The organism is Pseudomonas syringae group sp. J254-4 (genome assembly GCF_032586855.1).
GTDB classification, from domain to species: domain Bacteria; phylum Pseudomonadota; class Gammaproteobacteria; order Pseudomonadales; family Pseudomonadaceae; genus Aquipseudomonas; species Aquipseudomonas amygdali.
Window position 1 is genome coordinate 154689 of the sequence record NZ_JAWHOO010000012.1, and the last position, 26931, is coordinate 181619.

A 26931-nucleotide genomic window follows, 5' to 3' on the forward strand; every position below is an offset into this window, starting at 1 on the left:
CGTGAGCAAGCTCACTCCCACCGGGAGCGGACTCCGTCAAGGTGCTGCGAGCAATTCCACTGCAATACCGGATATGTCCGGCAGGCAGGTCAGCAGGTGGTCGCGCAGTTCCAGTACTCGCTGGCGCTTGAAGCTGTCCTGCAGCCAGACCAGGTAATAGGCATCCCCGGTGCCAACCGCCGAGTTGAACGGCAGAAAAACCTGGCCTTCGTTCAAGTCATCAGCGACCAGAAACAGATCGCCAATCGACACACCGTGCCCTCTGACCGCAGCGGTAATGCCCTGATCAAGCGTGTCGAACACCTTGCCTTTGCTCAACGTCACCTGACCGGAGAGGTCCATCCGGTTCAGCCAGCGTCGCCAGTCTCGGCGGTCGCTGGACGGATGGATAAGTTCAGCGGCCTGCAGCCTCTCTGTTCCCCACGGCTGGTCGCCTAACGTGTCTGCCGAGCAGATCGGAATCAGCCATTCATCGAACAGCTTGCAGGTTTCCACCTCGGCACCAAAGTTGCCATTGCCCAGCAGAATCGCGCAGTCGAAAGGCTCCGAATAGAAATCCACGCTATCAAAATCCATCCACACGCTGGAGAGCTGCACCGGCAGGGCGGGTGCAGGCTTTTTGAAGGACTCCAGCGCATGCAGCAGCCAGCGCATGGTCAGGGTGGACGGGGATTTAAGGCGCAGATTCGCGCCCTGACCCCGGAAGGGCTGGCAAGCGTCCTCGATAATCCGGAAGCCGATCTTGAGCTGGCTGGACAGCCGCCGGCCCTCGTCACTGAGCGAAAGCCGCGGGCCATTGCGCTCGAACAATCGACAGCCAAGGGTTTCTTCCAGGGTACGAATATGGCGGCTGATGGCACTCTGGGTAAGAGAGAGCTCCTGCGCAGCACGCGTAAATGAGCATGATCGGGCCGCTATTTCAAAGGCTCTCAGCGCGTAAAGAGGCGGTATACGTTCAGTCATGTGATAACTAACCATGATTATTTGTCATAGTAGGTTACACCTTTTTCCATTTTTCCGCGCACGCGTCTCCGGTCAGAATCGCCGGCTCGTCCACTGTCGTAAAAATCAAACAATAAGGCGGTGTTCTTATCTGCTGCGTGCGTGAGGGAATATGCTGCCCAAGTCCGAAAAGCTGTTACGCCAATCTGTTGTAAGACATTTGCTGGAAAGTGACACCGCCCTGGAAATGGGCTGGCGGGTTCAGGCTTACAGGCAGTTCGAGCAGGTGCTGAGTGACAAGGGCTTTCCTTGTCTGTTTGGCCGCCGTGCCAACAAGTCCGGAAGCTGTCTGCTGCTGTTCATCCCCTGTGAGAATGAGCAACAAGCGCTACGTGACGGCATGGAAGAGTACGTGAAGTTCGTTAATGACACGCCACTTGAAGATCGCCTGTTCAACCCGTTGATTGTCATTTTCGAGAAAACCGATTTCAACAGCCTGGCCGAAGAACAGGCCTATGCCTGGGCCACCCTGCAACATTTACATGACGGTGACCGAACGCCCTGGCCGGCTAACGCCTGCACAGACCCTGAAGTGTTCGAGTGGACCTATCACTTCGCCGGACTGCCGATGTTCATCAACATGAGCTTTCCCCGTCACAGCGCGATGAAAAGCCGTTCGCTGGGTGGGCACATTGTGTTTGTGGTCAACCCTCGGGAGAACTTTGACGAGGTGGCAAGCGCCGAGACGGAAAGTGGTCGCAAGGTCAGGGAAAAGATTCGCCAGCGAATCGCCGATTACAACAACGGCGTGGTGCCCGACACGCTGGGTTTTTTCGGCGACCGTAGCAGCCTGGAATGGAAGCAATACCAACTATATGAAGAAGGCGGGCTTTCACTGTCCCGTTGTCCTCTGCATATCAAAGTCGACAAGACTGACCATTTGAACGAGCGTTGAGTACCCATGGATATATCGTTGCTGCTGATCTACATGTTCAGCGTCTTCATGCTGATCATCACCCCTGGTCCGGTGGTGGCACTGATCGTCAATACCAGCCTGGCGTGCGGGCCGAAACGCGCGATGCTGACGGCGTTGGGCACCAACTGGGCATCACTGGTGCTGGTGTTGGTCGCGGCATTGATTCTGACGGGAACGCTGTCGGTGAGCGTAAGCATGCTCAACTGGATCAGCCTGGTGGGCTGTTTCTTCATCGCCTATCTGTCTATGCAGGCGCTGGAACAGGCGTTGCGTTACGCCCCGACGCCGCCTGAAGCAGCGCCGGCGCCGTTGCCTGCGCGTAGCAGGCACAGCGGGCTGGTGACCGGTTTTCTGGTGGGGATTTCCAATCCGAAGGACATCATCTTCTTCGTCTCGTTTTTCCCGCAGTTCATTCACGTCACCGAATCGTTCAAGGGCAGCATCGCCTTGTTGTCGTTGCTGTGGATCATCATTGATCTGTCGATCCTGTTCGCCTATATCTTCCTGATGCGCCAGAAACTGGCCTTGAAGTACAAGCGCAAGATCGAAGTCGCCTCCAGCGTAACCTTGCTGCTGATCGCGCTGGGCGGAATCTTCTATTCGGGCTCGGCACTGTTGAATCAGTGAACGCCTGCGCCGATCAGCACTCGATCAGATTGACTGCCAGCCCGCCGCGTGAAGTTTCCTTGTATTTATCGTGCATGTCCGCGCCGGTATCGCGCATGGTGCGGATGGCGTGGTCCAGCGAGATGAAGTGCTCGCCGTCGCCGCGCAGCGCCATTTGTGCAGCGTTGATTGCTTTCACGGCAGCAATCGCGTTGCGCTCGATGCAAGGAATTTGCACCAGCCCGCCAACCGGGTCGCAGGTCAGTCCCAGGTTGTGTTCCAGACCAATTTCCGCCGCGTTTTCCACCTGTTCGGGCGTGGCACCGAGAATTTCCGCCAGGCCAGCGGCGGCCATTGCGCAGGCCGATCCTACTTCGCCCTGACAACCCACTTCGGCACCGGAAATGGACGCGTTCTTCTTGCACAGAATGCCGACCGCAGCAGCGCTCAGGAAGAAACGCACCACGTCGTCATCATTGGCCGTAGGCTTGAACTTCATGAAGTAATGCAGCACCGCAGGCACGATACCCGCCGCGCCGTTGGTGGGCGCAGTCACCATGCGCCCGCCCGCGGCGTTTTCCTCGTTGACCGCCAGGGCGAACAGGTTGACCCACTCCATGGCGCTCAGGGTCGAGCCGATCACGTTCGGGTTATCGAGGTTCTGCAGGCTCTGATGCAGGCGGTAGGCGCGACGGCGCACGTTCAACCCGCCGGGCAGGATGCCGGTTTCAAGCAGGCCCTTGTCGACGCAGGCGCGCATCGCGGCCCAGATGACCATTATTTTCTCGCGAATTTCTTCCTCGCTGCGCCAGACCTTCTCGTTGGCCATCATCAGTTCGGAAATGCTCATGCCGTGGGTCTTGCACAGCTTGAGCAACTGCGCGCCGCTGAAAAAATCATAGGGCAGGACGGTTGTGTCGTTGTCCAGCACGCCGCTGGCGGCCTGTTCGGCGTCGATCACAAAACCGCCGCCCACCGAATAATAGGTCTGCTCGTGGAGTTCGCCGTTCTTGCCGTACGCACACAGGGTCATGCCGTTGGGATGGTAGGGGAGGCTTTCATCGAGCAGGCACATGTCCCGCTCCCAGACGAAGGTGATGGCCTGTTCGCCCGCCAGCATCAGATGGTTATCGGCACGCAGCGCGTCGATGCGCTGGTTGACCTGACTGGGGTCGATCTGGTCCGGCCACTCACCCATCAGGCCCATGACTGTTGCGCGATCGCTGCCGTGACCGATGCCCGTGGCCGACAGAGAACCGTACAATCGCACCTCGATCCGTTCTACGCTGTGCAACCGGTTGTGGTTGCGCAGCTCGGTCACGAACAGCGCACCGGCGCGCATTGGCCCTACGGTGTGGGAACTGGACGGCCCGATGCCGATTTTGAACATGTCGAAGACGCTGATAGCCATCACGAAGGTCCTTCAGGTGAGATGATGCACGGGAATTTGGTATTCCCCTTTTTCTGTTACTCATCTTTGGCTTCGGCTGTCGAAACGACAAACGATTGTTGCTATGCAACGCTTTAGCGGAACTCTTCAATGAGCAGAATCTTCAACGCACAGATGCACGCCTGGTTACAGGTGTTCGCCTGCGCAGCCCGACATCTCTCCTTCACCCGGTGTGCCGAAGAGCTGCACGTCACCCCCGGCGCGATCAGCCAGCAGATGCGCCAGCTTGAAGAGCGCCTGGGCTTCGCGCTGTTTCACCGGGTCGGGCGCGGGCTGGAGCTGACCGCCGAAGGTCAGCGTCTGGCGGTGGTCGCCAACGAGGTGCAGAGCCGTATCAGTGAAGAGCTGCGTCTGCTGTATTCCGGGCGCATCGGCGGGGTGTTCAAACTGCGCTGTATCCCTTCGTTTCTCAGCAAATGGCTGATGCCACGCCTGCCACGTTTGCAAGAAGCGTTTCCGGACATCCAGTTGCGGATCATCGCCGAAGACAGCAGCGGGTCGTTACGCGATGACGATTTCGATCTGGCCATCGACCTGAACGACGGCAGCTATCCGGGGCTGTCGACCACGCCGTTGCTGGAAGAAGAGCTGTTTGCGGTCTGTTCGCCAAGCCTGCTGGTGGGCAAGCCGCCACTCGATACGCCCAGCCAGCTGGTGCATTTTCCCTTGCTGCATGACATCACTGCCTGGCGCGGCAGCTACGAATACGCTGAGTGGGAGTTTTATCTGACCGCCATCGGCGCTGATGGTATCGACGTGCGCCGTGGTCACACCTTCAACCGCAACCACCTGACCATCGACGCCGCGCGCATGGGCATGGGCGTGGCCATTGCCCGCAAAGCGCTGATTACTGATGAGCTGGAACAAGGCTTGCTGATCGTGCCGTTCGGGCATCCGATCAAGGCCAGGAAGAAATACGTCCTGGCCTATCGTGAGGGCGCGCTCAGTACCCCGGCACGCCGCGCCGTGCATGACTGGCTGGTGAACGAAGCGGTGATCTAGTCCGCTCCAGAATCAATGAAACATCTCGGCAATCAGCACGGCGCCGATGAAGGTGCCGAAGTTGGCCAGGAACGATACCAGCACAATTCGCCAGCCCAGACGGCGGAAGGCTGGCAGGTCCTTGGCAATCGACAGGCCGGCAAAGGTCAGCATCGGGGTAATGACCGCCAGCATGTTGATCGAACTGGTCATCCGGGCAATCTCGGCTGCCCAGGGGCAGGCCGGTGAAGTCAGGAACATCGCCACCAGCGACACCATGCACACCGCCGGGATCTTGCGACGGATCAGGTTGCACAGCGCTTCGCCGACGAATGCACAGAAAATCATGATGCCCATGCCGGTGAATGCATCTGCCGACAGCGTCTTGTAGCCGACATAGTTGGCAATCAGCGCCAGTGCACCCGCCGCCAGCCAGGCACTGATCTTGCCCGCCCAGCCCAGTTCCGGAACCTCCAGCGACACATCGCTGTGGCGCAGGCCTTCATCAGTCATGGACGCCTTGGTGGTGCGGCCGATCAGCGGCTCAAGCACCCGATAGCCCCACACCGCCAGTGGCAGGGAGATAAACAGGGTGAAATAAGTACCGATGGTGGTGGTGATCAGGTTTGATGCCGCCGCCAGCGTCATGACCTCCTTGGCGACTTCCGGCGTCTGCTGCGCGGCAATCGCTCCGGCTGCAGCAGCCATCATGCTGCCCGAGCCGATGCCCGAGCCCATCGCCAGCGAATTGGGATGGAAGATCCCCAGGCTGGCGATAAAGCCTGCAACGATGGCAATGAACAGCGCACCGAACAGGGTGCCGGTCAGGTACTCGGCCAGTACGCCGCGGCCTTCCGGGGAGTCCATGCCATAGCGCTCGCCGATGATTGCCAGACTGGGCTCGCGGCCAACCGAGAACGTCGCGCCGATTGCCTCACGCTTGATGCCCAGCAGCAGCGCGACCGGCAGGCCGAGCACCACGGTGCCGACAAAGTGACCAAACTCCTGAAACACCAGCGCCCATCCCGAGGCGAACACCACCGGCAGCGAGCCGCCGACGACGAGACCGAGTTTGGCGATGAAAATCAGCAGGGCGGGTTGCAGGATCGAGGCCGAGCGCAGCTGGATGGCGTGATCGATACCGATGCTGCCTGGCAGGCGGCGACTGGCGATCCCGACCATCGCACCCAACAGCAGCGCCCACACCATCGGTAGCAGCACCACCTTGCCGGGGCCCAGCGGGATACTGATAGCACCGATCATCTCGGCAATGATCAGGATAACGGCGGCCCAGAGATACAGCTTCACCGTCGATGAAACGGCCTGATTGTCGCCCGACACTGCAGCGTGTGAGTTTTGCATGATGATCCCCTTGCCTGCTGAATGGCCTTTTTCAGGCCTTATCAATCGTTATTCTGTTTTTCAGGTCGGCGCGATGAGGCGCCAGGGCAGCGTTGGAAAGTCCATGAAGTCATGGAGGCCGTTATCCGGCCGAGTATTTTTATGAAGTCTGAACGTGATCCAGACCCAGGCTGCTTCGAGCCTTTGCAAGGGGATTACAGGGTGCGTTATTTGAAGGGATGAGCCTTTGAACACGGCACTTTGCTGTCCACACGCAATCGCAGTATGCATAGCGCGAGGTTGCACACCAATATTGCGAATTTTATTTATCGTTGCGTTAAACAGAACACAGAAAGGCTGCATGGCCCTTGAAAGTGACTATCGTGCGACGCTCCGCGTCGCATGCCGTTCCGGACGCTCTCGAAGGCTTGGCTATCGTGCCGACGCTCCGCGTCGGTATGCCGTTCCGGACGCTCGCGAAGGTTTGGCTATCGTGCCGACGCTCCGCGTCGGTATGCCGTTCCGGACGCTCCGCGTCCTCTTTTTTCGACGCAGAGCGTCGAGAGCTGCATTCCCACGCAGAGTGAGGAACGATCATCTTAACTATCGTGCTGGCGCTCTGCGCAGGCATGTAGCTCTGGTTGCTCCCACTAGTAAGCGGGACTGCTCAGCTCAAGCGCCTTGGCGCATTCCTCCAGCGAGCGCCGCTGGGTGTCCGCATACAACTCCAGTTCGTTGAGCGTATTGCGCCCCAACGCCCGCTCAAAATCCTGCTGGTTCGAATTCGTCGCGTAATGCGCCTGCGCGTTGTCACCCAGGTTGGACTGAAAAATGCCCGCCGCACTGACTGGCAGAAAGTCTTCGTACACCAGCGGCTCGAAGCGCACATGACCTGCTTCCACAAGCTGCTCCAGACTGCCGGATGCGCGCTCGGCAACACCTGATTCAGTCGGAAAATAGCGAAAGTAGGCCAGCCCCTGTCTACGCATTTCATGATGATTGTCCGGAAAAGCCTGAAATGCCTTTTCCAGCAATTCTGCATAGCACACGGCATTGGCTTCGTTGGGAAACTCACCCAGTTCGTCGCGAGCTTCGTTCAACAGCCGGTCATACAGCGCGCGACCTTTGGGCGTCAGGGCTGCGCCGCGCTGTTCGATCTCGCCGAAGCGTGCCGAATGACTGCCCGACTGACTGCCCCCCTGACCAATGAACGTAATGGGTTCTTCAAGCGCCTTGAAGCTGGTCTGGCGCAACAGAATCGGACACTGGCGACGCGGGGGCCCTTCAACCACGGCCTTGGGCGTGATGCCTTTGCCGGGCATGCCGCTTTGCACCGCATCGATATCCAGTGTGCGCGGGGTGAGGTGGTTGATGTGCGGGCCACGAAACGCCACCACATCAGCGATCAGGCGATGCTGGACATTGAGCTTCTGGTACTCGTCAAGCGAGACCGTCGCCGTGTTATGCCAGCGAAAGGTTTCCAGCGCCTGCTGAATGAATTCGGCAGCGTCGGGCTCGCTCAACCCTCCGTCTGTCTCATGCTTGTCGATCAACGCCAAGGCACCGGGCGTGAAGATTCTGCGCTTGGCCAGCACCTGACTGGCAAACTCGCGCAGGCTGTCACTCTCGATCAGTTCCAGGCGCAGCAGTGAGGTAAATACGCGAAACGGACTGACCTGCAACGCCTGTTCATGCACGGCACGAAAAGCTGTGGAGTGAACCGGCACACCGGCTTCGGTCAGGTCGTAATAACCGACCGGCTGCATGCCCATCACCGCAAACAGGCGGGCGAGGGTGGCCAGTTCCTCAGCCGTACCGACGCGAATCGCGCCGTGGCGTTCCATGTCCAGCCGCTGGATCTCGCCGGTCTGGCGCAGGCTGCTCAGCACCTGGCTGTCGCGGCTCATGACCTGTGCGTTGACCTCGCTGACCAGCGCCATCAGCGTGCCGTACAGCGGCACTTCGTGCTGGTACATCTGCGACATGGCGCGAGAAAAGCCCGCGCGGATCTGGTCCGGGTCGGCAAAGCGTGCAGTGCTCATCAGGATGGTTTCTCCGTACGTGTTCAAGCCAGCGCTGCCAGGCAACGCTCGAAAATATCCAGCCCTTCGTGCAGAACATCGGGCTCGATGGTCAGCGGGATCAGCAGGCGAATAATGTGCCGCGCCTTGCCGCTGGGCATCAACAACAGGCCAGCGTCCCTCGCTGAGGCCAACAGGTCGGCAAGCTGCCGGGTCCCGGGCTGGCCATCCGCTGTGATCAGTTCGACACCGCGCATGCAGCCCACGCCGGTCAACCTGCCCAGGTACGGCGACAGCTTGCCTGCCTGCCAGGCGTTGTAGCGCGAAACAATGGCGTTTTCCTGCTGTTCGCCCCAGGTGGATAAATTGGCATCAGTCATCTGCGCCAGCGAGGCCAGGCCCGCAGCGCAACCGATCGGGTTGCCGGAATAAGTGCCGCCCAGCCCGCCCTTGGGCAGGTTGTCGAGCAAATGCTTGCGACCGACCACGGCGCCCAGCGGAATGCCGCCCGCGATGCTTTTGCCCAGCAGGATGAGGTCCGGCTCGATGCCCAGCCGGCTGAACGCAAAGCGCTGCCCGGTACGGCCGAAACCGGACTGAATTTCGTCGGCGATCAATACGATGCCATGTTCATCGCAGAACGCTCGCAGCGCCTGAGCAAAATCCGCCTCCATGGCCAGAAAACCGCCTTCACCCTGCACCGGTTCGAAGATGATGCAGGCCACGTCGTTGACATCGATCTCTACGCTGAACAGTCGGTCCAGTGCCTTTAGCGCCTGCTCTGTGGTCACGCCGTTGTCCTTGCTGGGAAACGGAATGTGAAAGACCGGGCCGGGCAGCACGCCGACTTTCTGTTTATAGGGCGCCACTTTGCCATTGAGGTTCAGGGTTGCCAGTGTTCGGCCGTGAAAGCCGCCATCGAAGGCAATCACAGCCGTGCGGCCCGTCGCGCCACGTACGATCTTCAAGGCGTTTTCCGCCGCTTCCGCACCGCTGTTGGTGAGCATGCCGCTCAGCGGGTAACTCACCGGTACGAACTCCGTCAGTTGCCGCATGAAGCGGATATACGGATCGTGAGGCGTAGCGTTGAAGCAGTAGTGGGTCAGCCTTGCCGCCTGATCCTGAATGGCCGTGACCACCTGTGGGTTGCAATGCCCCAGATTGAGCACGCCGATACCGCCGACAAAGTCGATGTAGCGCTTGCCGCTGGTGTCCCAGACTTCGGCATTGCGGCCGTGGGATAACGTCATGCTATGGACAAACGAAATGGATTCGCTGATGTGTTCGCTCATCGGCCTGGCCCTGACTCCGGGGGATCATGATGGCCGTATCCAAACAAACATCGGGCGACGCTCGCAAACGAAATAAAATCACTGGGTCATTCCAATAATTCCCGATGTAGCGGCTTTCGTTGCTGTTAATGGCAGGCAGTTCATTCCTAAAAGGAATCATGTTTTTCAAAAACGTCGTTTGTGGGCCAGCCCCGAGTGGATCAATACTGGGTTCATCAGTGATTTCCACCGTTTCCATGACAGGAGAATCAACATGGTTGCCGAGTTATTAGCACGTCTGGGCGTGGCGAACAGTGCCCACACACAAGGGGACTATCCGGTTTATACCCCGATTGATGGCAGCCAGATTGCCTCGGTCACGCTTGAAGGCAAGGCGCAGGTCGTGGCGCGCATCGACAGCGCCCACAGCGCGTTTCTGAAGTGGCGCACAGTACCGGCCCCGCGCCGTGGCGAGCTGGTGCGGATCTTTGGTGAAGTGCTGCGCGAGCACAAGGCTGACCTGGGCGAACTGGTGTCGGTCGAAGCAGGCAAGATCACTCAGGAAGGCCTGGGTGAAGTTCAGGAAATGATCGACATCTGCGACTTCGCCGTCGGCCTGTCGCGCCAGCTGTATGGCCTGACCATCGCTTCCGAACGTCCCGGCCACCACATGCGTGAAACCTGGCACCCGCTGGGCGTGGTCGGGGTGATCAGCGCCTTCAACTTCCCGGTTGCAGTCTGGGCCTGGAACACTACGCTGGCGCTGGTCTGCGGCAACCCGGTGATCTGGAAGCCTTCGGAAAAGACTCCGCTGACCGCCTTGGCCTGCCAGGCGCTGTTCGACAAGGCGCTGAAGATTTTCGGCGATGCACCCGCAGCGCTTGCCCAGTTGGTGATCGGTGATCGTGACGCTGGTGAAGCGCTGGTCGATGACCCGCGCGTACCACTGATCAGCGCCACCGGCAGCACCCGCATGGGCCGCGAAGTCGGTCCGCGTGTTGCTGCCCGTTTCGGGCGCAGCATTCTGGAGCTGGGCGGCAACAACGCGATGATTCTGGCCCCCAGCGCTGATTTGGACCTGGCCGTGCGCGGCATTCTGTTCAGCGCCGTGGGCACTGCCGGTCAGCGCTGCACCACGCTGCGTCGTCTGATTGTGCATCGCTCGATCAAGGACGAAGTGGTTTCCCGGGTCAAAGCGGCCTACGCCAAGGTGCGTGTCGGTGATCCTCGTGAAGGCAATCTGATCGGTCCGCTGATTGACCAGCAAGCATTTTCCGCCATGCAGAATGCGCTGACCAAGGCGCGCGACGAGGGCGGTCAGGTGTTCGGTGGCGAGCGTCAGTTGCAGGACCAATACCCGAACGGCTATTACGTCACACCGGCCATCGCCGAAATGCCTGGGCAGAGCGAAGTGGTGCGTCACGAAACCTTTGCGCCGATTCTTTATGTGCTGGCCTATGACGACTTCGAAGAAGCCTTGCGCCTCAACAACGAAGTGCCTCAGGGGCTGTCGTCGTGCATTTTCACCACTGACCTGCGCGAAGCCGAGGCTTTCCAGAGCGCGGCGGGCAGCGACTGCGGCATCGCCAACGTCAACATCGGCACCAGCGGTGCAGAAATTGGCGGTGCATTCGGCGGTGAAAAGGAAACCGGTGGTGGTCGTGAATCCGGCTCCGATTCGTGGCGCGCTTACATGCGCCGGCAGACCAATACCGTCAACTATTCCCGCGAGTTGCCATTGGCCCAGGGCATCGTTTTCGACTGATCTGTACCAGGCTATTACTTGAAGGGCATTGCTGGAGTTTTTCGATGGTGCAGTTTGCTGAAGGCTGTCTGTGGGAACAATTGACTCCGCAACGTCCGGTCAGTCCGGCCTTGATTGGGGAACGAAGCGCCGACGTGTGCATCATCGGCGCAGGTTTCACCGGTTTGTCGGCGGCGTTGCGGTTGCTGGAAGGCGGTAAATCGGTGTGCGTGGTCGAAGCTCATCAGGTTGGTCATGGCGGCTCTGGGCGCAACGTCGGTCTGGTGAATGCAGGCACTTGGGTGGCACCCGATGAACTGGACAAGGTATTGGGCAGTGTCGAGGCCAGCCGCCTCAATAGCGCATTGGGCGCGGCTCCGGCGCTGGTGTTTTCGACTATCGACAAGTACCGCATCGAGTGTCAGGACACCCGCACCGGCAACCTGCACATGGCCCACAATGCAAAGGGGCTGGCGGATCTGCGCAGCCGTGCCGAGCAGTGGCAGCGGCGCGGTGCCAGGGTCGAACTGCTGACCGGAAAACCCTGTGAAGACGCCTGTGGCACCGACAAGGTCAGCGGGGCGTTGCTCGATCACCGTGCTGGTACCGTGAACCCGATGGCGTATGTGTCAGGCATGGCGCTCAATGTTGTGGCGCTGGGCGGTCAGTTGTTTGGCGAGTCTCCCGTCAACGGGCTGCAACGCACTGCGGATGGCTGGAAAGTCTCCACCGCCGCGGGCAGTGTGCGCGCCGAGAAGGTCATCATTGCTTCCAACGCCTACACCGAAGGTGAGTGGACCGACGTTAAGGATCATATCTTCGCAGGCTACTACTATCAGGTCGCTTCACAGCCGCTCAGCGGCAGCGAGCAGGCGGGTATTCTGCGTGGCGGGCAGGGTTCCTGGGACACGCGTACGGTGCTCAGCAGTATTCGTCGCGATGCCCACGGGCGACTGGTGCTGGGCAGCCTTGGCAACGCTGGCAATTATCCGCTGTGGTTCATTCGTCAGTGGGCTGATCGCATCCAGCAGCACTACTTTCCCCAGTTGGGGCGGGTTGAGTGGCAGAGCACCTGGACTGGCCGCATCGGTTTCACGCCCGACCATTTGCTGCGTCTGTTCGAGCCTGCGCCCGGCTTGCTGGCCGCGACCGGTTTCAATGGCCGCGGCGTGACCACCGGAACGCTGGTGGGAAAATGCTTTGCCGATTACCTGCTGAGTAACGACGCAACTGCGCTGCCGGTGAGCTTTTCCAGCAGCAAAAAGGTCTCCGCCAATGGCCTGCGCACACTGGCGTACGACGCCGGTTTCACGCTGTATCACGCTGGCCAGTGCTTACGCGTGGTGCTCTGAGCCTACTGGTTTTCAAGCCATTCTGCTCTTGATTCGCAGCTCCGCACACAGCCCGCCCTGCGCTGAATTGCGCAGGTGCAGGCTGCTTTCCAGTTTGCGCACGATCATGTCGACGATCGCCAGCCCCAGCCCAGCGCCATTGCTGTGGCCCTGACTGTAGAAGCGTTCAAAAAGGCGTGCTTTCTGTTTCTCGTCGATACCCGGCCCTGCGTCTTCGACTGACAAGTACGCGCTGCCGTCTTCCTGGCGGTTGAGCATCACGCGAATCTCGCTGGCCGGCGGGGCGAAGTTGAGCGCGTTGGTCAGCAGGTTCTGCAGCGCGATGCTGATGGCTGATGGGTCGCTGTGGATCACGCAGTCATCGCCCGCCTCAAACACCAGATCGACACGCTTCTCCAGTGCCAGCGGCGTCAGCTCGGCCATTTCCTCGCGCACCAGGGTGTTCAGTTCAAAGGTTTGTAACTGGCTGACTTCAAGGCGCGGCTCAAGCCGGGCCATCGTCAGCAACTGGCTGGCGAGCCGGGCGGCGCGGTCGACGCCGTGCACGAGAAAATCCAGCGCTTCCAGGCGCTGTTCCGGGGTTTCGGCCTGGCGTGCGTTCTGTGCGTGGATACGCAGAATGGTCAGCGGTGTACGCAGTTCGTGGGCGGCGTCGGCGATAAACCGCCGCTCGCGCTCCAGTACGCTTTCGATCTGGGTCAGCAGACGGTTGAGCGCGTGTTGCATGGGTTCCAGCTCTTTGGGCAGCGGTGTCAGATCAAGCGGCTCAAGGCTTTCGGCATCGCGTTCGCGGATGACCCTGGCCATCGACTGCAACGGGCGCAGGCCCCAGCCGATCGCCAGCCAGATCGCGACCACCAGCAGCGGCACGCCGATCAGCGTCGGCCACAAGGTATGGCTGACAATGCGCTGAATCAGGTCCTGGCGTACATCATCGCGCTCACCGACCCAGATCAGGAAACCCTGCTGCGGGTCGGCCAGGAGAAAGCCGCACCACTCATGCCCGTTCTCGACCAGATCATGCGAGCCTTCTTCAGCGGGAGGCGCACTGAGCAGCGGCGCTTCGGCCGAACGCACCAAAAGCTCGCCCGACGTGCGCCAGACCTGAAACGTCAGCCGGGTTTCGTACGGATGGGCAACGCCACTGGTGCCGACCCGGCTCATGGCCTGATCAAACGCCTGATAAAGCTTGTCCAGATCCTGCTCACCCGCGGCGCGCTGGCGCAGCACACCTTGCAACAGGCGCGCGCTCTGGGCCAGTTGCGCATCGTAGACTTCTTCTATTTCGTGATGGCTGTCGCGCAGCGCGAGCAGGCTGATCGCCAGGTCGCCGAGCAGCAACAGCACCAGCACCGGGACCAGAATGCGCGCGCGTACCGAGGTCATGCCTTGAGCTCCAGCAGGTAGCCAACGCCGCGCACGGTGCGGATCAGTTCGGTGGACAGTTTCTTGCGCAGGTTGTGAATCAGCACTTCCAGGGTGTTGCTTTCGACCTTGTCCTGCCAGCCATACAGGGTATTGGACAAGCGCTCGCGGGTGACCACCTTGCCGGGGCGGATCATCAATTGGTGCAGCAGTTGATATTCCATTGGCGTCATCGGCACTTCGCTGCCCTGAAAGCTGACCTGCTGCGACGCCGGGTCAAGGCTGATGCCGGCGTGTTCCAGCAACGGCTGCGCACGTCCCTGGCTGCGCCTGAGCAAGGCCCGGACCCGGGCTTTGAGTTCGTCGACGTCAAACGGCTTGATCAGGTAGTCGTCGGCACCGGCGTCCAGACCGGCAATGCGGTCGGCGGTGCCGTCGCGCGCGGTCAGGATCAGCACCGGCAGGGCGAGTTCTTCGGCGCGTAACTGACGCAGCAGGTCGAAACCGTCCATGCGCGGCAGGCCGAGGTCGAGCAGCAACAGGTCGAAGGGTTCGCTGCGCAGGGCGTGCAGCGCGCTCAGCCCGTCTTCCAGCCAGTCCAGCGTGTAGCCCTCGGTATTCAGGGCCACACGGATGCCTTGGCCAATCGCACGATCATCCTCGACAAGAAGCAGACGCATAGGGTTGTGACCAATGAATAGGGTGAGAAGGGCGCCATCATGCCGTCAGCAGGCAGCGTCGCGAAGTGCCGTGTGTCCGGGAAGATGTTACGAGCTGTTGCGTATTAAGCTTTTCCTAAGACTGGTTTCGCACAGTAGGGGCTCCTTAACTGCCTGTGAGTATCTGTCATGCGTAAAGTCCTGCTGGTTTCCCTGTTGCTGGCCAGCCCGCTGGCCCTTGCCGGTCCGCAATGCACCACCGCTGAAAAGTCCCAATGGCAGGATCAGGCCAAATTCCAGGAGCAGCTCAAGGCTCAGGGTTACGAGATCAGCAAGTTCAAAGTGACTGACGGCAACTGCTACGAGATTTACGGCTTCGACAAGGACAAGCGCAAGGTCGAGATCTACCACGATCCGGTCACCGGTAAAGCGGTCAAGACCGAGATCAAGTAATGAACCGGGTTTCCCTGCGCCTGTGGGACCCGCTGGTCAGACTGTTTCATATCTCGATCGCGGGTGTTTTCGTTGCCAATTACTTCTTCAATGAGGCGGGTGACGACTGGCACGTCTGGCTGGGCTATTACGCGGTTGCCTGGGTGGCGGTGCGAGTGGTGTGGGGATTCATCGGACCAACCAGCGCGCGCTGGAGCGATTTCTGGCCGAGCCCGGCGCGCCTGCGTGCGCATGTCCGGTCGCTGATCAACCGGCAGCCTATACACAGGCTCGGTCATTCTCCGCTGGGTGCGCTGGTCATGGTACTCATGATGGCGCTGATCTTCGGCATGGGCCTGACCGGTTTCCTGATGGAGGAAGTCGATGCCTTGTGGGGGGCCGACTGGCCTTTGCAGGCTCATGAGCTTCTCGCCAACACATTGTGTGCCCTGGTAGTGCTGCACGTGGCCGCGGCCATCTTCGAAAGCTTTCAAGTGCGTGACAACCTGCCCTTGTCGATGCTGACAGGCAAACGACGTCCGTTACCTGAAGATCGCCATCGCTGAAACCACCTCCTTGCCCTTCATCACAGTGATGCCTCCTGATGCGTGTTATTTCCCGAAACCTGACTGCATGGAGCGCAGGCCTGATTGTTGTAGTGATTTTTCTCAGTGCATGGCTAAGCCATCCACAGCACCGGATAGCTGCCTTTGCCGTGAGCGCAGCGCCGATCGACGCTGAAAGTGTGGCGCCCACGGCATCCTACATTTCGCGTTTCGCGTCTTCTGATCTGGACGATTTCGTGCATTCGTCAGCCGTGACGGCATTGCCTGGCGGCGACCTCATGTCGGTGTGGTTCGCCGGTTCTCGCGAAGGGGCGGGGGACGTTGAAATACGCACCTCGCGGTTCGATGCGTCCAATGGTGAGTGGGGCGACGAGCAGGTGCTGGCGACCCGCGCGTCCACTCAGTCAGGTACCGGCAAGTACATCCGCAAACTGGGCAACCCGGTGATCGCGCTGGCTCCGGACAAGCGCCTGTGGCTGTTCTACGTGTCAGTCTCGGTCGGCGGCTGGGCGGGCAGTACCGTCAATGCAATGGTGTCCAGCGATATGGGTGCCAGTTGGTCGCCGCCGTGGCAGCTGGTGACATCGCCGTTTTTGAACATCAGCACGCTGGTACGTGGCGCGCCGGTGTTTCATGCCGACGGCTCGATCGGCCTGCCGGTCTATCACGAGTTTCTCGGCAAGTTTGCCGAATACCTGTACCTGAGCGCCGATGGCGAAGTCATCGACAAGTTTCGCATCAGCCGCGGTAAAAATTCCCTGCAGCCCACTGTCGTACCGTTGGACGGCCAACGCGCCGTAGCCTTGCTGCGTTACGCCGGCGAGACGTTTCACCGGGTACTGGCCAGCCGAACCGAAGACGGCGGTCAGACCTGGAGCGAGCCGCAACCGCTGACGCCTAGCAACCCCAACTCGTCGCTGGCCGCCGTCGGCGTACCCGGCAAGGGCTTGCTGGTGGCGTTGAATGATCTGCGCGAAGGTCGCTTCAAGCTCAGCCTGTACAGCACCGACGAGCAGATGAAGGTCTGGCGACCGCTGCCGGATCTGGACAAGTCACCCGATCCGCTGGGTACACCATTCGCCCTGGAAGCCTATAAAGCTGCAATCGGCGAAGGCTTTCGCGCTTCCAGTGGCGCACGTCGCCAGCCAATGGAAGCCGAGTTTCTGAGCAATCTGGACCAGCGTGTCTGTTCCGCGCAGGGGTGTGATTTCGAATACGAATACCCGTACTTCATCCGCAGCCCGGACGGCCTGTATCACCTGGTCTACTCATGGAATAACACCTTCATCAAACATGTCAGCTTCAACGAGGCCTGGCTGGCGGAGCAACTTTTATGATCGCTTTGGGATTGGCTCATCTGGCGTTTGCCTGGACCCTGTTTGTACTGTTGGCTCCGCTGACCGCATCGTTATGGTGGCGCTGTGGCCTGCTGGCGGCCACCTCGCTGTTGAGCGTTATTTCATTCGACGGTTTGTCGATGGCGTCGTACGCTCGCAGCCTGACCGACGATCTGGCAATCAGCAGCCTGGTGGTGCTGGGCTGGCTGACCCTGCAGCGATTGGGTGTGCTCAGACCGATGGCAGTGTCCCGGCGATGGGTGATGTTGCTGGTGTTCGCCGCGCTGGCGCTGACGTTGTATCCGGCCACGCTGGGTCTGACTTACTTCGACCCCTACCGCTGGGGTTACAATCCGCGACCGATGATCATTATTGTCGCCGTTATCGCGCTGGGGCTGGTCTTTATGCGTAATGCGCTGGCTGTGGTAATGCTGGCTGCTGCGACGCTGGCATTCACATTTCGTATCAAGCCGTCGGGAAATTATTGGGATTACCTGATTGACCCGCTTCTCGCCCTGTACTGTTGCGGGGCTTTGCTGAGCCTGGCCGTTCGTTTTGTTTATCGCCGGGCAACGGAGTCGCGCCGTTCGGCCACTCTGTCTGCCGGCAATGTCTAGAGGAATGACGATGAGTTGGTTGCAATCGCGACGCCTGCATTATTGGCTGGGCGCGGTCATGTTGGTATTCCTGCTGTCGGCGTTACTGAGGGGGGTGTTTTTCTTCGGGTTTTCCGGCGTCGAGCCGGGTGCCCTGTTTACCCATGGCGAGGTCGCGCAGACGCTGGGTATCGGTGTGCGTTTCGACCTGCGTCTGGCGCTGCTGATACTCATGCCGGTCGCGGTGCTGCTCTGGTTGCCGCGCTGGAACCTGGTCAGCAAGCCGGTCTTGCGCTGGCTGGCGCGAGGCTATTTGATTGTCGCGCTGGCTGTTCTGACGATGATTCATATCGTCGACTTTGGTCACTACGCCTATCTCGGGGTCAGGCTCAACGCCAGCGTGATGCGCTATCTGGAGGATGCGCAGATTTCCCGGGACATGCTCTGGCAGACCTATCCGGTGCTGTGGATCACTGCCGGCTGGTTGCTGACCGTTGCAGCGCTCGGCTGGGCGCTGCTCATGCTTGAACGTGTCACCCTGGACCGCGAGGCCCGTCCGCTCAATCGCTGGTCCGTGGCCTGGGGGGCGGCACTGGTGGTCTGTGCGACCTTTCTCGGCTTGCTGGGCCGGGTCGAGAATCTCAATCTGGAAAATCCCGTACCGTTGCGCTGGAGCGATGCCTTCTTCTCCGGCAACAGCCAGGTCGCGGCACTGGGGCTCAACCCGGCGCTGTTTCTGTACGACACGCTCAAGGTCTCCCAGTCGCACTTCGATGAAGCCCAGGTGCGTGAGCACTATGAGTCGGTCGCACGCTATCTGGGTGTCCAGCAGCCAGATGCACAGGCCTTGAATTTCAAACGTCACCAGCCTGTGCAGCCTTACCGGGTGCGCAGCGAGCGGCCGCCGAATGTCATGTTCGTCATGCTTGAGTCACTGGGCACCAGTGCCGTCGGTGCCTACGGCAATCCGCTGAACCCGACGCCGAATCTGGACCACCTGGCGACTCAAAGCTGGTTCTTCAAGCACTTCTATGTGCCGGTGACCGGCACCGCAAAAACGGTCTGGGCAAGCATCACCGGGGTGCCTGATGTGACTCGCCAGGAAACGGCCACGCGTCATCCGCTGCTGACCCGTCAAAACACCATCATCAATGACTTCAAGGGCTACGAGAAGCTGTACATGATTGGTGGCAATTCCGGTTGGGCCAACATGAACGCGTTGATCCGCCGCAGTATCGATGACGTGCGCCTTTACGACGAGCGCGACTGGAAGTCGCCGCAGGTGGATGTGTGGGGGATTTCCGACCTGGATCTGTTCAAGGAGAGCGACCGGATTCTGCGCGCGTTGCCAGCTGACAAACCGTTCTTTGCCTACGTACAGACCGCTGGCAATCACCGGCCATTCACCATCCCCAAAGACAACGATGGTTTTCAGGTCAGCGACAAGACACTGGAGCAGGTCCAGGCCGCCGGTTCGCGAAGCGTGGAGCAATACAATGCGGTGCGTCTGCTGGACTTCAATATCGGTCGGTTGATGGAACTGGCCAAGGCGGGCGGTTATTACGAAAACACCATCTTTGTGCTGTTTGGTGATCACAACACACGCATCAGCCAGATCCCGCACATGGCCCCGGCGTTCGAACAACTGGGGCTGGAGAGTAATAACGTTCCGCTGTTGATTCATGCGCCCGGCCTGCTGGGCACCCGGGTAGTCGATGACGCGGTCGGCCTTGCGGATCTACTGCCGACAGTGGCGGGAATGGCCGGTATGCCTTTCACCAGCGGCACGATGGGCCGTGACATTCAGCAGCCCGCTCCCGAAGGCGAACGTGTGGTGCCATTGGTACTGCGTGAAGGCACGTTCCCGCTGATCGGCGGTGTCACCCGCAACTACCTGCTGCAGATGGAGCACGATGGCAGCTCGCCAACGCTTCACGATCTGTCTTCCCCCACGCCGCTGGATAACGTCGCCAAGCAGAACCCGCAAGAGTTCGAGCGGCTGCGTGAACTCACTCGCGGCCTGCATGAAACCTCGCGAATGATGCTGTATCAGAACGTGCGCTGATCACCCGAACCGCGCCAGCCGCAGGATATTGCGCAAGTCTATGGTGAAGGCCGTATGCTTGCGTAATGATGGCATCGGTGGTTGATGATGTTAAAGTGCTTGCCAATGTGAACCATGCACGTATGAAACACGTGCATGGCGCGGTTTTCGACTATCGTCACCAGTCAAGAGCAGTTTCTTCGGGCGGTGCAAACAGCCGCCCGAGACGCTGGCTGTTTTTCTGGTGGGTTGTGGTATTTCATCGCTAATACCGGAAAAAACTGTCGGTTTTTGCTTCGAATCTGTATTTTGGCGGCCTGTTTTCGCTCGGATGCGTTTTCTGTCTATTGCACACTCAAGAGCCTTCCTGGATGCCGGCAAGTTTTTCATGTGTTACCCCGCCGAAATTGCTGGCTGCACTGCGTGCTGAAACGAGTCAGTTGCACGTTAAGCTTGAAAAACGCATGCCGTTTTTTTCATCTGCGCTGGATCATGCTCTTTACCTTCGTTTGCTTAAGGCTTATTACGGTTTTTATGCACCGCTTGAAGCTGTATTGCACGACAGCGCATTGATGCCTGCGGAGCTTACCCCGCAAGATCGGGTCAAGACCGCTGTGCTGGTCGAGGATCTGCGAGCTCTGGGTCTGTCTGATGACGACATCAGGCAACTGCCTCGCTGCGAGCAGTTGCCGGCAGTGGATTCGCCCGGTTCTTGCCTGGGAGTTATGTACGTGCTTGAAGGTGCAACGTTGGGCGGGCAGGTGTTACGGCGCGAAATAAACAGGCGCCTGGGTCTGGATGAGCAGAGTGGAGCGGCCTTTCTCGATGTTTACGGTGCCGATACCGGACCTCGCTGGAAGGCGTTTCTGAACCATCTCGATGCAGTGCCGCGAGAAGTTGTTTTTACTGACGCCGCAGCGTTTGCGGCACAGTCCACATTTGCATGCTTCGAGCAATGGCTCGATGGTCAAGAGGTACTGCTATGAGCCAACTCGACAAGGACGCTTTTGAAGTCCTCCTGGCCAATTGTGCGGATGAGCCTATTCAGTTTCCCGGAGCCATTCAGCCTCACGGGCTGTTGTTCACTCTGGAAGAGCCAAACCTGACGATCCTGCAGGTCAGTGCGAACGTGCAGAGTGTGCTGGGCCATGCACCCGAGCAGGTTCTCGGTAAAGGCCTCGAGCATGTTCTGGGTGCCGGTTGGGCCGAGGTGATCCGAAGCGCCAGCGCTCATGATTCGTTCGTTGATGCGCAACGCTTGTTGATGACGGTCAATGGCATCGAGTTCGAAGCCTTGATGCACCGCAATCAGGATGTACTGGTTCTGGAACTCGAAATTCAGGACAAGGAAGCGCAAGCGGTCAGTTATACCGAGCGCACTGGCAACATGGGGCGTATGTTGCGTCAGTTACACGCGGCGAGTGATCTGCAAACACTGTATGAAGTCAGTGTTCGCGAGATCCAGCGGATGACCGGTTACGACCGGGTACTGATCTATCGTTTCGAAGAAGAAGGCCATGGTCAGGTGATCGCTGAAGCGTCTGCACCCAGCATGGAACTGTTCAACGGTCTTTTCTTTCCGGCCTCGGACATTCCCGAGCAGGCGCGCGAACTGTACCGCCGCAACTGGCTGCGCATTATTCCTGATGCCGATTACACCCCGGTGCCATTGGTGCCTCAATTGCGCCCCGACACTCAGCAGCAACTCGACCTGAGCTTTTCGACGCTGCGCAGTGTTTCGCCGATCCACTGCCAGTACATGAAAAACATGGGCGTGCTTTCGTCCATGAGTGTTTCGCTGATTCAGGGCGGCAAGTTGTGGGGGCTGATCAGTTGCGGGCACCGTACCCCGTTGTACGTGTCCCACGAACTGCGCAGTGCCTGCCAGGCGATCGGTCAGGTGTTGTCGCTGCAGATCAGCGCGATGGAAGCGCTGGAAATAAGCCGTCAGCGCGAGGCGAAAGTCAGAACACTTGAGCAACTGCATCAAGCCATGGCCGATTCCGAAGAAAACGTCTTTGACGGCCTGGCACAGCAGCCGCAATTGCTGATGGATCTGGTCGGTGCGACCGGTGTCGCGATCATCGAAGACCGGCAGACGCATTGTTACGGTATCTGCCCGGAGGTTTCGGATATACGTGCACTGCACACATGGATGATTGCAGGCGGCGAGCCGGTGTATGCCAGTCATCATCTCTCCAGCGTGTACGCGCCCGCCGAGGCTTACCAGCCAGTCGCCAGTGGCATATTGGCCATGAGCCTGCCCAAGCCTGTGGATAACGGCGTTATCTGGTTTCGTTCCGAGGTCAAGGAAAGCGTCCAGTGGAGCGGTGATCCGAACAAACCGCTGAACATGGAAAGCTCGGAAGGCGGTATGCGCCTTCGGCCGCGCACATCGTTTGAAATCTGGAAGGTCGAAATGACCGGGATTGCGCCAAAGTGGAGCCATGGCGACGTGTTCGCGGCTAACGACCTGCGCCGCTCCGCGCTGGAAAACGACCTTGCCCGTCAGGTGCGCAGGGAGCAGCAGGCGGTTCGTGCCCGTGACGAACTGGTAGCGGTCGTTTCCCATGACCTGCGCAACCCGATGACGGTCATTTCCATGCTCTGCGGAATGATGCAGAAGTCGTTCAGCTCCGATGGTCCGCACACCTCGCGGCGTATTTCCACGGCAATCGACACCATGCAGCAAGCAGCCAGCCGCATGAATGTGTTGCTCGAAGACCTGCTCGACACGTCGAAAATCGAAGCAGGCCGCTACACCATCACGCCGCAGCCACTTGAAGTCAGCCAGATTTTCGAAGAGGCCTACACCTTGCTGGCCCCGCTGGCGATGGACAAATCCATCGAAATTTCCTTCAATGCCGAGCCAGACCTCAAGGTCCAGGCCGATCCGGAGCGCCTGTTCCAGGTGCTGTCCAACCTGATCGGCAACGCCATCAAGTTCACCCCGAAACTGGGCAAGATCGGCGTGGCGGCGATGTCCAACGGCACTGAAATCGTGTTCACCGTGCGTGATTCCGGCGAGGGCATTCCACCCGAGCAACTGCCGCACATCTTCGAACGCTACTGGACCGTCAAGGAGGGCAACCCGACCGGCACCGGGCTGGGCTTGTACATCTCCCAAGGCATCATCAAGGCCCACGGCGGAGAACTGGGAGCGCAAAGCCAGGTCGGCGAGGGCAGCGAGTTCCGCTTTACTGTGCCGATTGCGCATTGATTGCTTTCTCAGGCTTGAGGCGCAAATGACTCAAGCCTGAGTTGCATCAGCCCTGATGCCAGTCAGTGGCTTTTTCGATGTATTGAGCGTTGGCTGGAAGGGCCTTGCGCAGAAACGCGAGGTATTTGTCCATAAGCGCCTTGCTGGGAAAACGCGCGGCGAATCCGCTGGTTATATCCTCGCAATGGATAATGACCATCAGACGTCTGTGATCAACCGTGACAAATTCATGCAAATGCCACGGGGCGGTTTGTCGATGGTGGACGGGGTTTTCCCAGTTCAGCAGTTTGATGGCTGCGACAAAAGCCATTGCCACCGGACCGACCAGGAACAGTACTGACCCAGTGGTTAGGGCGACGAGGACGAATGCCAGTATGACGAAAATAGCGATGCCTTTGAAAAGCGATGAGGCGAAGTCGGGGTAGTGGAGGTAGTACTCGACTGTGGCACCGTCGGTTTTCAGGGTGTAGTTGTAGATGGTTTTTTGGCGGATGATCAATGCAATCAGGTAGAGAGCCGCTCCTGCGGATGTATAGACTAAAAACAGTGCCTCGGAAGGACTGTCTAAGTATATATCCCGGCCAATCCATACAAAAAATAGTGATGGGCATGCACAGATGATTATTGTAATCAGCTCAGTCAAAAGTATTTCCTTAGGCGATCTTGCCATAGTTGTTATTGACCAATTCAAGACGTCCTCGCCACTCAGATAGTTTTTGGGTTTACTATTAATCTGTAACGCGTCAGTCATGCTTTCAAGCTCTTTTGGGGAGCAGGTATGGCAGTTCTTTTTTTCATGATTTTTACTCTGCTATTTCGAGTGTCAAGGTGCCAATTCGGCTAGTTGCCTTTATTTCAAGTTCGGTACTGATCAGGCCGTCGAATGTAGTCTTTCCATCACTAGTTAGTTCAAGCTGAAACAGATATTCGGTATCCTCTTTGCCTGACTTTATGAGGCTGCTGGAGTACCATATTTGTAGCTCAAGATACGTTGCTTCTTTATCAAGGGGCACCCATGTCTCCCATACGACAGCCTCATCCTCAGGAGGCATTAGCGGATAGGTAAAGTCCTCGCACGCATTGCGGGCAGGTTGATTGGAGAGCTTTCCAAAATAGTCTGTATTCTTGAACTGACCTCTGTCGAGAAAAGGCCAGTGTATGGGGTTATCTATTTTTTCTACCGGAAGCACGCCCAGCGGACTTTTGTTGCTGATGACGTCGAAATGCACAGACTGCCCGCGCAGAGTGGCATCAACCCTGATGCCAGTTAGTGGCTTTTTCGATGTATTGAGCGTTCGCTGGAAGTGCCTTGCGCAGGAACGCGAGGTACTTGTCCATAAGCGCCTTGCTGGGAAAACGCGTGGCGAACCCGCTGGTTATATCCTCGCAATGGATAATGACCATCAGACGTTTGTGATCAACCGTGACAAATTCGTGCAAATGCCACGGGGCGGTTTGTCGATGGTGGACGGGGTTTTCCCAGTTCAGCAGTTTGATGGCTGCGACAAAAGCCATTGCCACCGGACCGACCAGGAACAGCAATGACCCAGTGATTAGGGCGACGAGGACGAATGCCAGGATGACGAAAATAGCGATGCCTTTGAAAAGTGCGGAGGCGAAGTCGGGATAGTGGAGGTAGTACTCGACTGTGGCACCGTCGGTTTTCAGGGTGTAGTTGTAGATGGTTTTTTGGCGGATGAGCAGGCCTACGAAATAGGCAAGGTGGCCCCCAAGTACAAATATCACGCACACCAGAGAAGTCGGGCTGTCTGAAAACATTACCCAGCCTACCCAAATAAAAAGTGAGCTTGCCATTAAATAGAAGGCCGTAAATCCAAGCTGCGTGATCATGATCTCTTTAGGTGACCTTGCGAGGGTTTTAATTTTCCAGTTCAGAACATCCTTGCCTTTTGGCGGCCCCGGGGCTTTTTCTTGCTGAGTCATACAGGTGTACCCTCTGCAACTTCCAGGGTCAGCGTGCCGGTCCTGCTTGATGCTTTTACTTCAAGTTCCACAGCAGCCAAACCATCAATGTCAGTATCGCCTCTTGTGCCCAGATCCATCTGAAATAGATAGCCGCTATCGTCTTGACCAGGATTGATCAGATTGTTCGGATACCAGATTTGCAGCTCAAGGTACGTTGCGTCCTTGTCGAGCGGTACCCAGGTTTCCCAGATGAGGTCTTCGTTTTCGGGCGGCATCAACGGGTAGGTGAAGTCGTCACTTGCCTTGCCAGCAGGCTTGTTGGCAAGCGTCCCGAACTGTTCAGCTTTCCTGAACTGCCCGCGGTTTAGAAAAGCTTCATGCAGAGGGTCGTCTATTTTTTCTACGGGCAGCACGCCCCATGGTCGCTTGCTACTGACAATATTGAAATGTACGGATTGACCACGTACCAGATTGGGCAAGCGCACTTGTATCCCTGCGCCATTTTGTACCGCTACGCTGTAGTAATCACCTTTGCCAAGGTAACGGTCTTCATAATGTACGGTGCTTTTTACATGGATTTTAGGTGATAGCTGGATTTCCAGTAATGCCTGTATTTCTTCATTTTCACCGTTTGCTGTCTCTGCGTAGCGATAGTCTATGGTTTTTGACCAACAGCACTTGCGTAGCCACCAGCCGACACTGTCTTGCTTGAAATAATTCAGGGCCATCGTAGCAAGGAGATAAATAAAGCCTGTTGCGAACAGAGCTACGCTGAACCATGGATTCATCGCGATAATCGTAAAAGTACTAGCGGGAAAAATCCCCGCGAATAACTGGGCTGCAGAACCAAATCCCATCATTAATACAGAAGACCACTTTATACGAAGCCCATACTCTTCTTCTAAGGTTTTCGCTGTGTAAAAATCATCTGTGATATCAAATAGTTCAAGCGCAGCCGCTACAATCCCAAACCCACCCATCGCCACCATCGAAACCCTGAACCCAAATATCGCATCCCCCCAAACCGCATTACCCCGTGCTTTCCAATAAGCCGCCGATTGATCAAGAATGCCCACTGTGTACGTACCAATAACCACGGGCTTCGCCGTACTGATAACCGCCCACGGTGCTTCAACAAACACCGCCATCAACAGGTTGAAGCTATACCCCAGTCCATATGTCACCTTGCCAATATCTTTGGCACTGAAGTCTCCATCCCGAGTAAGGTCCCGATAAGTGAGCGCGGTATTGATGAAGTTGAGCATGATCACGCCCCAAGTGATCGCCCCGGCAATTCCTCCCAGCCCATCGATCCAGCGCTTGGCGGTGGTCAGCCAGTCTTTCGCCATGGTTTTGCCGGACTGGAAGTGCAGGCGAATCTCGTCCTGCAACTGCTTTGCGTATTGGTTGTTCTGATAGTCGAGCAGGGCGGGGATGCTCAATTCATGCAGACGAAGTTTTTCCTCGAGGGCGCGAAGGTGGCTGGCGTTGCTTTTGCGGGTGTTGTAAGCGGTTGGATAAAGCCAGCTGCGACGGGTATCGCTGATCTGCTTGTTGAGGACCTGCCACTCGCGTATCCACTGTTTGAGCTTGGTGAATACCTGTTGATCGACTGCAATACGCGCCTTCGAATCAAGCAAAATCTGGCCGATCAACAGGGTGCGAAGCAATGCGACGATGTTCTGCTGTTTGCCCAGGGCCATGCGGCTGTCGATGGGCACCCAGGCCAGCAGGATACTCTCGAGCGTTGCCTTGCCTGCGCCGCTGGCCAGTTCGCCGAGAGCCTTGAAAGTACCTTGAACAGGTTGCTTAAGCGCCTTCATCCACGGCTTGTCGGCAAAGCCCTGGTGATTGAGGGCGCCATTGAGTTCGCCAATACGTGTAGCCAGGTTGGTGACGTCGCCAAGGCCGTTCAGCAGCGCGTCGGCCTCCTGGTGCAGTGCTTGTTTGAGCGCGGGTGAGAAGCCGTAGCGCAAGGTACCAAACAGCGTGCTGGCGTTGGCTTCCTGCTCGGCCAGCCAGGTGGTGGCTGCGCTGTCCTGGGCGTAAATGATCTGCAGGTTGAGCATGATCGTTTGCAGGTACAGCAGCTGTGTCGGGCG

At 58.3% G+C, this 26931-nt stretch carries 22 protein-coding genes and 1 pseudogene; 12 read left to right on the forward strand and 11 right to left on the reverse strand.

Annotated features, from left to right (window positions below):
* Positions 1 to 36: 36 nt before the first annotated feature.
* Entirely contained in the window at positions 37 to 963 is a 927-nt protein-coding gene (locus RYB09_RS16125; RefSeq protein ID WP_316889304.1) for a LysR family transcriptional regulator, read from the reverse strand.
* A gap of 151 nt (positions 964 to 1114) precedes the next feature.
* Between RYB09_RS16125 and RYB09_RS16130 the strand changes: the two genes are divergently transcribed.
* Positions 1115 to 1897, forward strand: coding sequence for a YqcI/YcgG family protein (locus tag RYB09_RS16130; RefSeq protein WP_316889305.1), 783 nt, complete (start codon positions 1115 to 1117; stop codon positions 1895 to 1897).
* A 6-nt stretch (positions 1898 to 1903) separates the two neighbouring features.
* Positions 1904 to 2545 (forward strand): LysE family translocator, encoded by a 642-nt coding sequence (locus tag RYB09_RS16135; RefSeq protein ID WP_005781925.1) that lies wholly within the window; start codon positions 1904 to 1906, stop codon positions 2543 to 2545.
* 13 nt (positions 2546 to 2558) lie between these two features.
* On the opposite strand, the gene RYB09_RS16140 is transcribed toward RYB09_RS16135, so the two are convergent.
* Positions 2559 to 3935, reverse strand: coding sequence for an L-serine ammonia-lyase (locus RYB09_RS16140; RefSeq protein WP_316889307.1), 1377 nt, complete (start codon positions 3933 to 3935; stop codon positions 2559 to 2561).
* Positions 3936 to 4064: 129 nt separating this feature from the next.
* On the opposite strand from RYB09_RS16140, the gene RYB09_RS16145 reads away from it, so the two are divergent.
* Positions 4065 to 4976 carry a LysR substrate-binding domain-containing protein gene (locus tag RYB09_RS16145; RefSeq protein WP_002554369.1) on the forward strand — a complete coding sequence of 304 codons (912 nt, stop codon included), beginning with the start codon at positions 4065 to 4067 and terminating at the stop codon, positions 4974 to 4976.
* 12 nt (positions 4977 to 4988) lie between these two features.
* Here RYB09_RS16145 and RYB09_RS16150 read toward each other — a convergent pair whose 3' ends face one another.
* The 3 genes from RYB09_RS16150 to RYB09_RS16160 all read right to left on the reverse strand — a co-directional run bounded on the left by RYB09_RS16150 (position 4989) and on the right by RYB09_RS16160 (position 9609).
* Positions 4989 to 6317 carry a DUF3100 domain-containing protein gene (locus tag RYB09_RS16150; RefSeq protein ID WP_316889310.1) on the reverse strand — a complete coding sequence of 443 codons (1329 nt, stop codon included), beginning with the start codon at positions 6315 to 6317 and terminating at the stop codon, positions 4989 to 4991.
* A 629-nt stretch (positions 6318 to 6946) separates the two neighbouring features.
* A complete protein-coding gene (locus RYB09_RS16155; RefSeq protein ID WP_316889312.1) occupies positions 6947 to 8338 on the reverse strand; it encodes a VOC family protein in 1392 nt (463 codons plus the stop codon).
* A 23-nt stretch (positions 8339 to 8361) separates the two neighbouring features.
* Complete coding sequence (locus tag RYB09_RS16160; RefSeq protein ID WP_316889314.1) at positions 8362 to 9609, reverse strand: aspartate aminotransferase family protein; 1248 nt, start codon at positions 9607 to 9609, stop codon at positions 8362 to 8364.
* 253 nt (positions 9610 to 9862) lie between these two features.
* Here RYB09_RS16160 and RYB09_RS16165 point away from each other — a divergent pair, with 253 nt between their 5' ends.
* Positions 9863 to 11353 (forward strand): aldehyde dehydrogenase family protein, encoded by a 1491-nt coding sequence (locus tag RYB09_RS16165; protein WP_058399983.1) that lies wholly within the window; start codon positions 9863 to 9865, stop codon positions 11351 to 11353.
* A gap of 44 nt (positions 11354 to 11397) precedes the next feature.
* Positions 11398 to 12684 (forward strand): NAD(P)/FAD-dependent oxidoreductase, encoded by a 1287-nt coding sequence (locus RYB09_RS16170; protein ID WP_057405049.1) that lies wholly within the window; start codon positions 11398 to 11400, stop codon positions 12682 to 12684.
* A 12-nt stretch (positions 12685 to 12696) separates the two neighbouring features.
* Here the strand turns inward: RYB09_RS16170 and RYB09_RS16175 are convergent, their stop codons facing one another.
* Both RYB09_RS16175 and RYB09_RS16180 read right to left on the reverse strand, forming a co-directional pair.
* Entirely contained in the window at positions 12697 to 14070 is a 1374-nt protein-coding gene (locus tag RYB09_RS16175) for a sensor histidine kinase (RefSeq protein ID WP_316889316.1), read from the reverse strand.
* Positions 14067 to 14729 (reverse strand): response regulator, encoded by a 663-nt coding sequence (locus tag RYB09_RS16180; protein ID WP_002554362.1) that lies wholly within the window; start codon positions 14727 to 14729, stop codon positions 14067 to 14069. The genes RYB09_RS16175 and RYB09_RS16180 overlap by 4 nt, the downstream gene beginning before the upstream one ends.
* 168 nt (positions 14730 to 14897) lie before the next feature.
* On the opposite strand from RYB09_RS16180, the gene RYB09_RS16185 reads away from it, so the two are divergent.
* The 7 genes from RYB09_RS16185 (at position 14898) to RYB09_RS16215 (ending at position 22903) form a co-directional block, all read left to right on the forward strand.
* Positions 14898 to 15161 carry a PepSY domain-containing protein gene (locus RYB09_RS16185; protein WP_002554361.1) on the forward strand — a complete coding sequence of 88 codons (264 nt, stop codon included), beginning with the start codon at positions 14898 to 14900 and terminating at the stop codon, positions 15159 to 15161.
* Complete coding sequence (locus RYB09_RS16190; RefSeq protein ID WP_058399985.1) at positions 15161 to 15706, forward strand: cytochrome b/b6 domain-containing protein; 546 nt, start codon at positions 15161 to 15163, stop codon at positions 15704 to 15706. The genes RYB09_RS16185 and RYB09_RS16190 overlap by 1 nt, the downstream gene beginning before the upstream one ends.
* A 38-nt stretch (positions 15707 to 15744) precedes the next feature.
* On the forward strand, positions 15745 to 17043 hold the full coding sequence (locus RYB09_RS16195; RefSeq protein WP_058399986.1) for a sialidase family protein: 1299 nt from the start codon (positions 15745 to 15747) through the stop codon (positions 17041 to 17043).
* A complete protein-coding gene (locus tag RYB09_RS16200; protein ID WP_316889318.1) occupies positions 17040 to 17660 on the forward strand; it encodes a hypothetical protein in 621 nt (206 codons plus the stop codon). Before RYB09_RS16195 ends, RYB09_RS16200 begins: the two co-directional genes overlap by 4 nt.
* 10 nt (positions 17661 to 17670) lie before the next feature.
* Entirely contained in the window at positions 17671 to 19704 is a 2034-nt protein-coding gene (locus RYB09_RS16205; RefSeq protein WP_316889320.1) for an LTA synthase family protein, read from the forward strand.
* A gap of 350 nt (positions 19705 to 20054) precedes the next feature.
* Positions 20055 to 20669 (forward strand): biliverdin-producing heme oxygenase, encoded by a 615-nt coding sequence (locus RYB09_RS16210; protein WP_122281808.1) that lies wholly within the window; start codon positions 20055 to 20057, stop codon positions 20667 to 20669.
* On the forward strand, positions 20666 to 22903 hold the full coding sequence (locus RYB09_RS16215) for an ATP-binding protein (RefSeq protein ID WP_122258035.1): 2238 nt from the start codon (positions 20666 to 20668) through the stop codon (positions 22901 to 22903). The genes RYB09_RS16210 and RYB09_RS16215 overlap by 4 nt, the downstream gene beginning before the upstream one ends.
* Positions 22904 to 22949: 46 nt before the next feature.
* On the opposite strand, the gene RYB09_RS16220 is transcribed toward RYB09_RS16215, so the two are convergent.
* The 4 genes and pseudogenes from RYB09_RS16220 to RYB09_RS16235 all read right to left on the reverse strand — a co-directional run.
* Positions 22950 to 23654, reverse strand: a complete 705-nt coding sequence (locus RYB09_RS16220; protein WP_058399991.1) for a hypothetical protein — start codon at positions 23652 to 23654, stop codon at positions 22950 to 22952.
* A gap of 52 nt (positions 23655 to 23706) precedes the next feature.
* Positions 23707 to 24132: a hypothetical protein gene (locus RYB09_RS16225; protein ID WP_064744665.1), complete on the reverse strand. Its 426-nt coding sequence runs from the start codon at positions 24130 to 24132 to the stop codon at positions 23707 to 23709.
* A 22-nt stretch (positions 24133 to 24154) separates the two neighbouring features.
* The gene (locus tag RYB09_RS16230) at positions 24155 to 24847 is read right to left on the reverse strand and encodes a hypothetical protein (RefSeq protein ID WP_058399993.1); all 693 of its coding nucleotides are present in this window, start codon (positions 24845 to 24847) and stop codon (positions 24155 to 24157) included.
* A pseudogene (locus tag RYB09_RS16235) lies at positions 24844 to 26931 on the reverse strand (hypothetical protein); the annotation flags it as partial. The gene RYB09_RS16230 and the pseudogene RYB09_RS16235, both read right to left, overlap by 4 nt.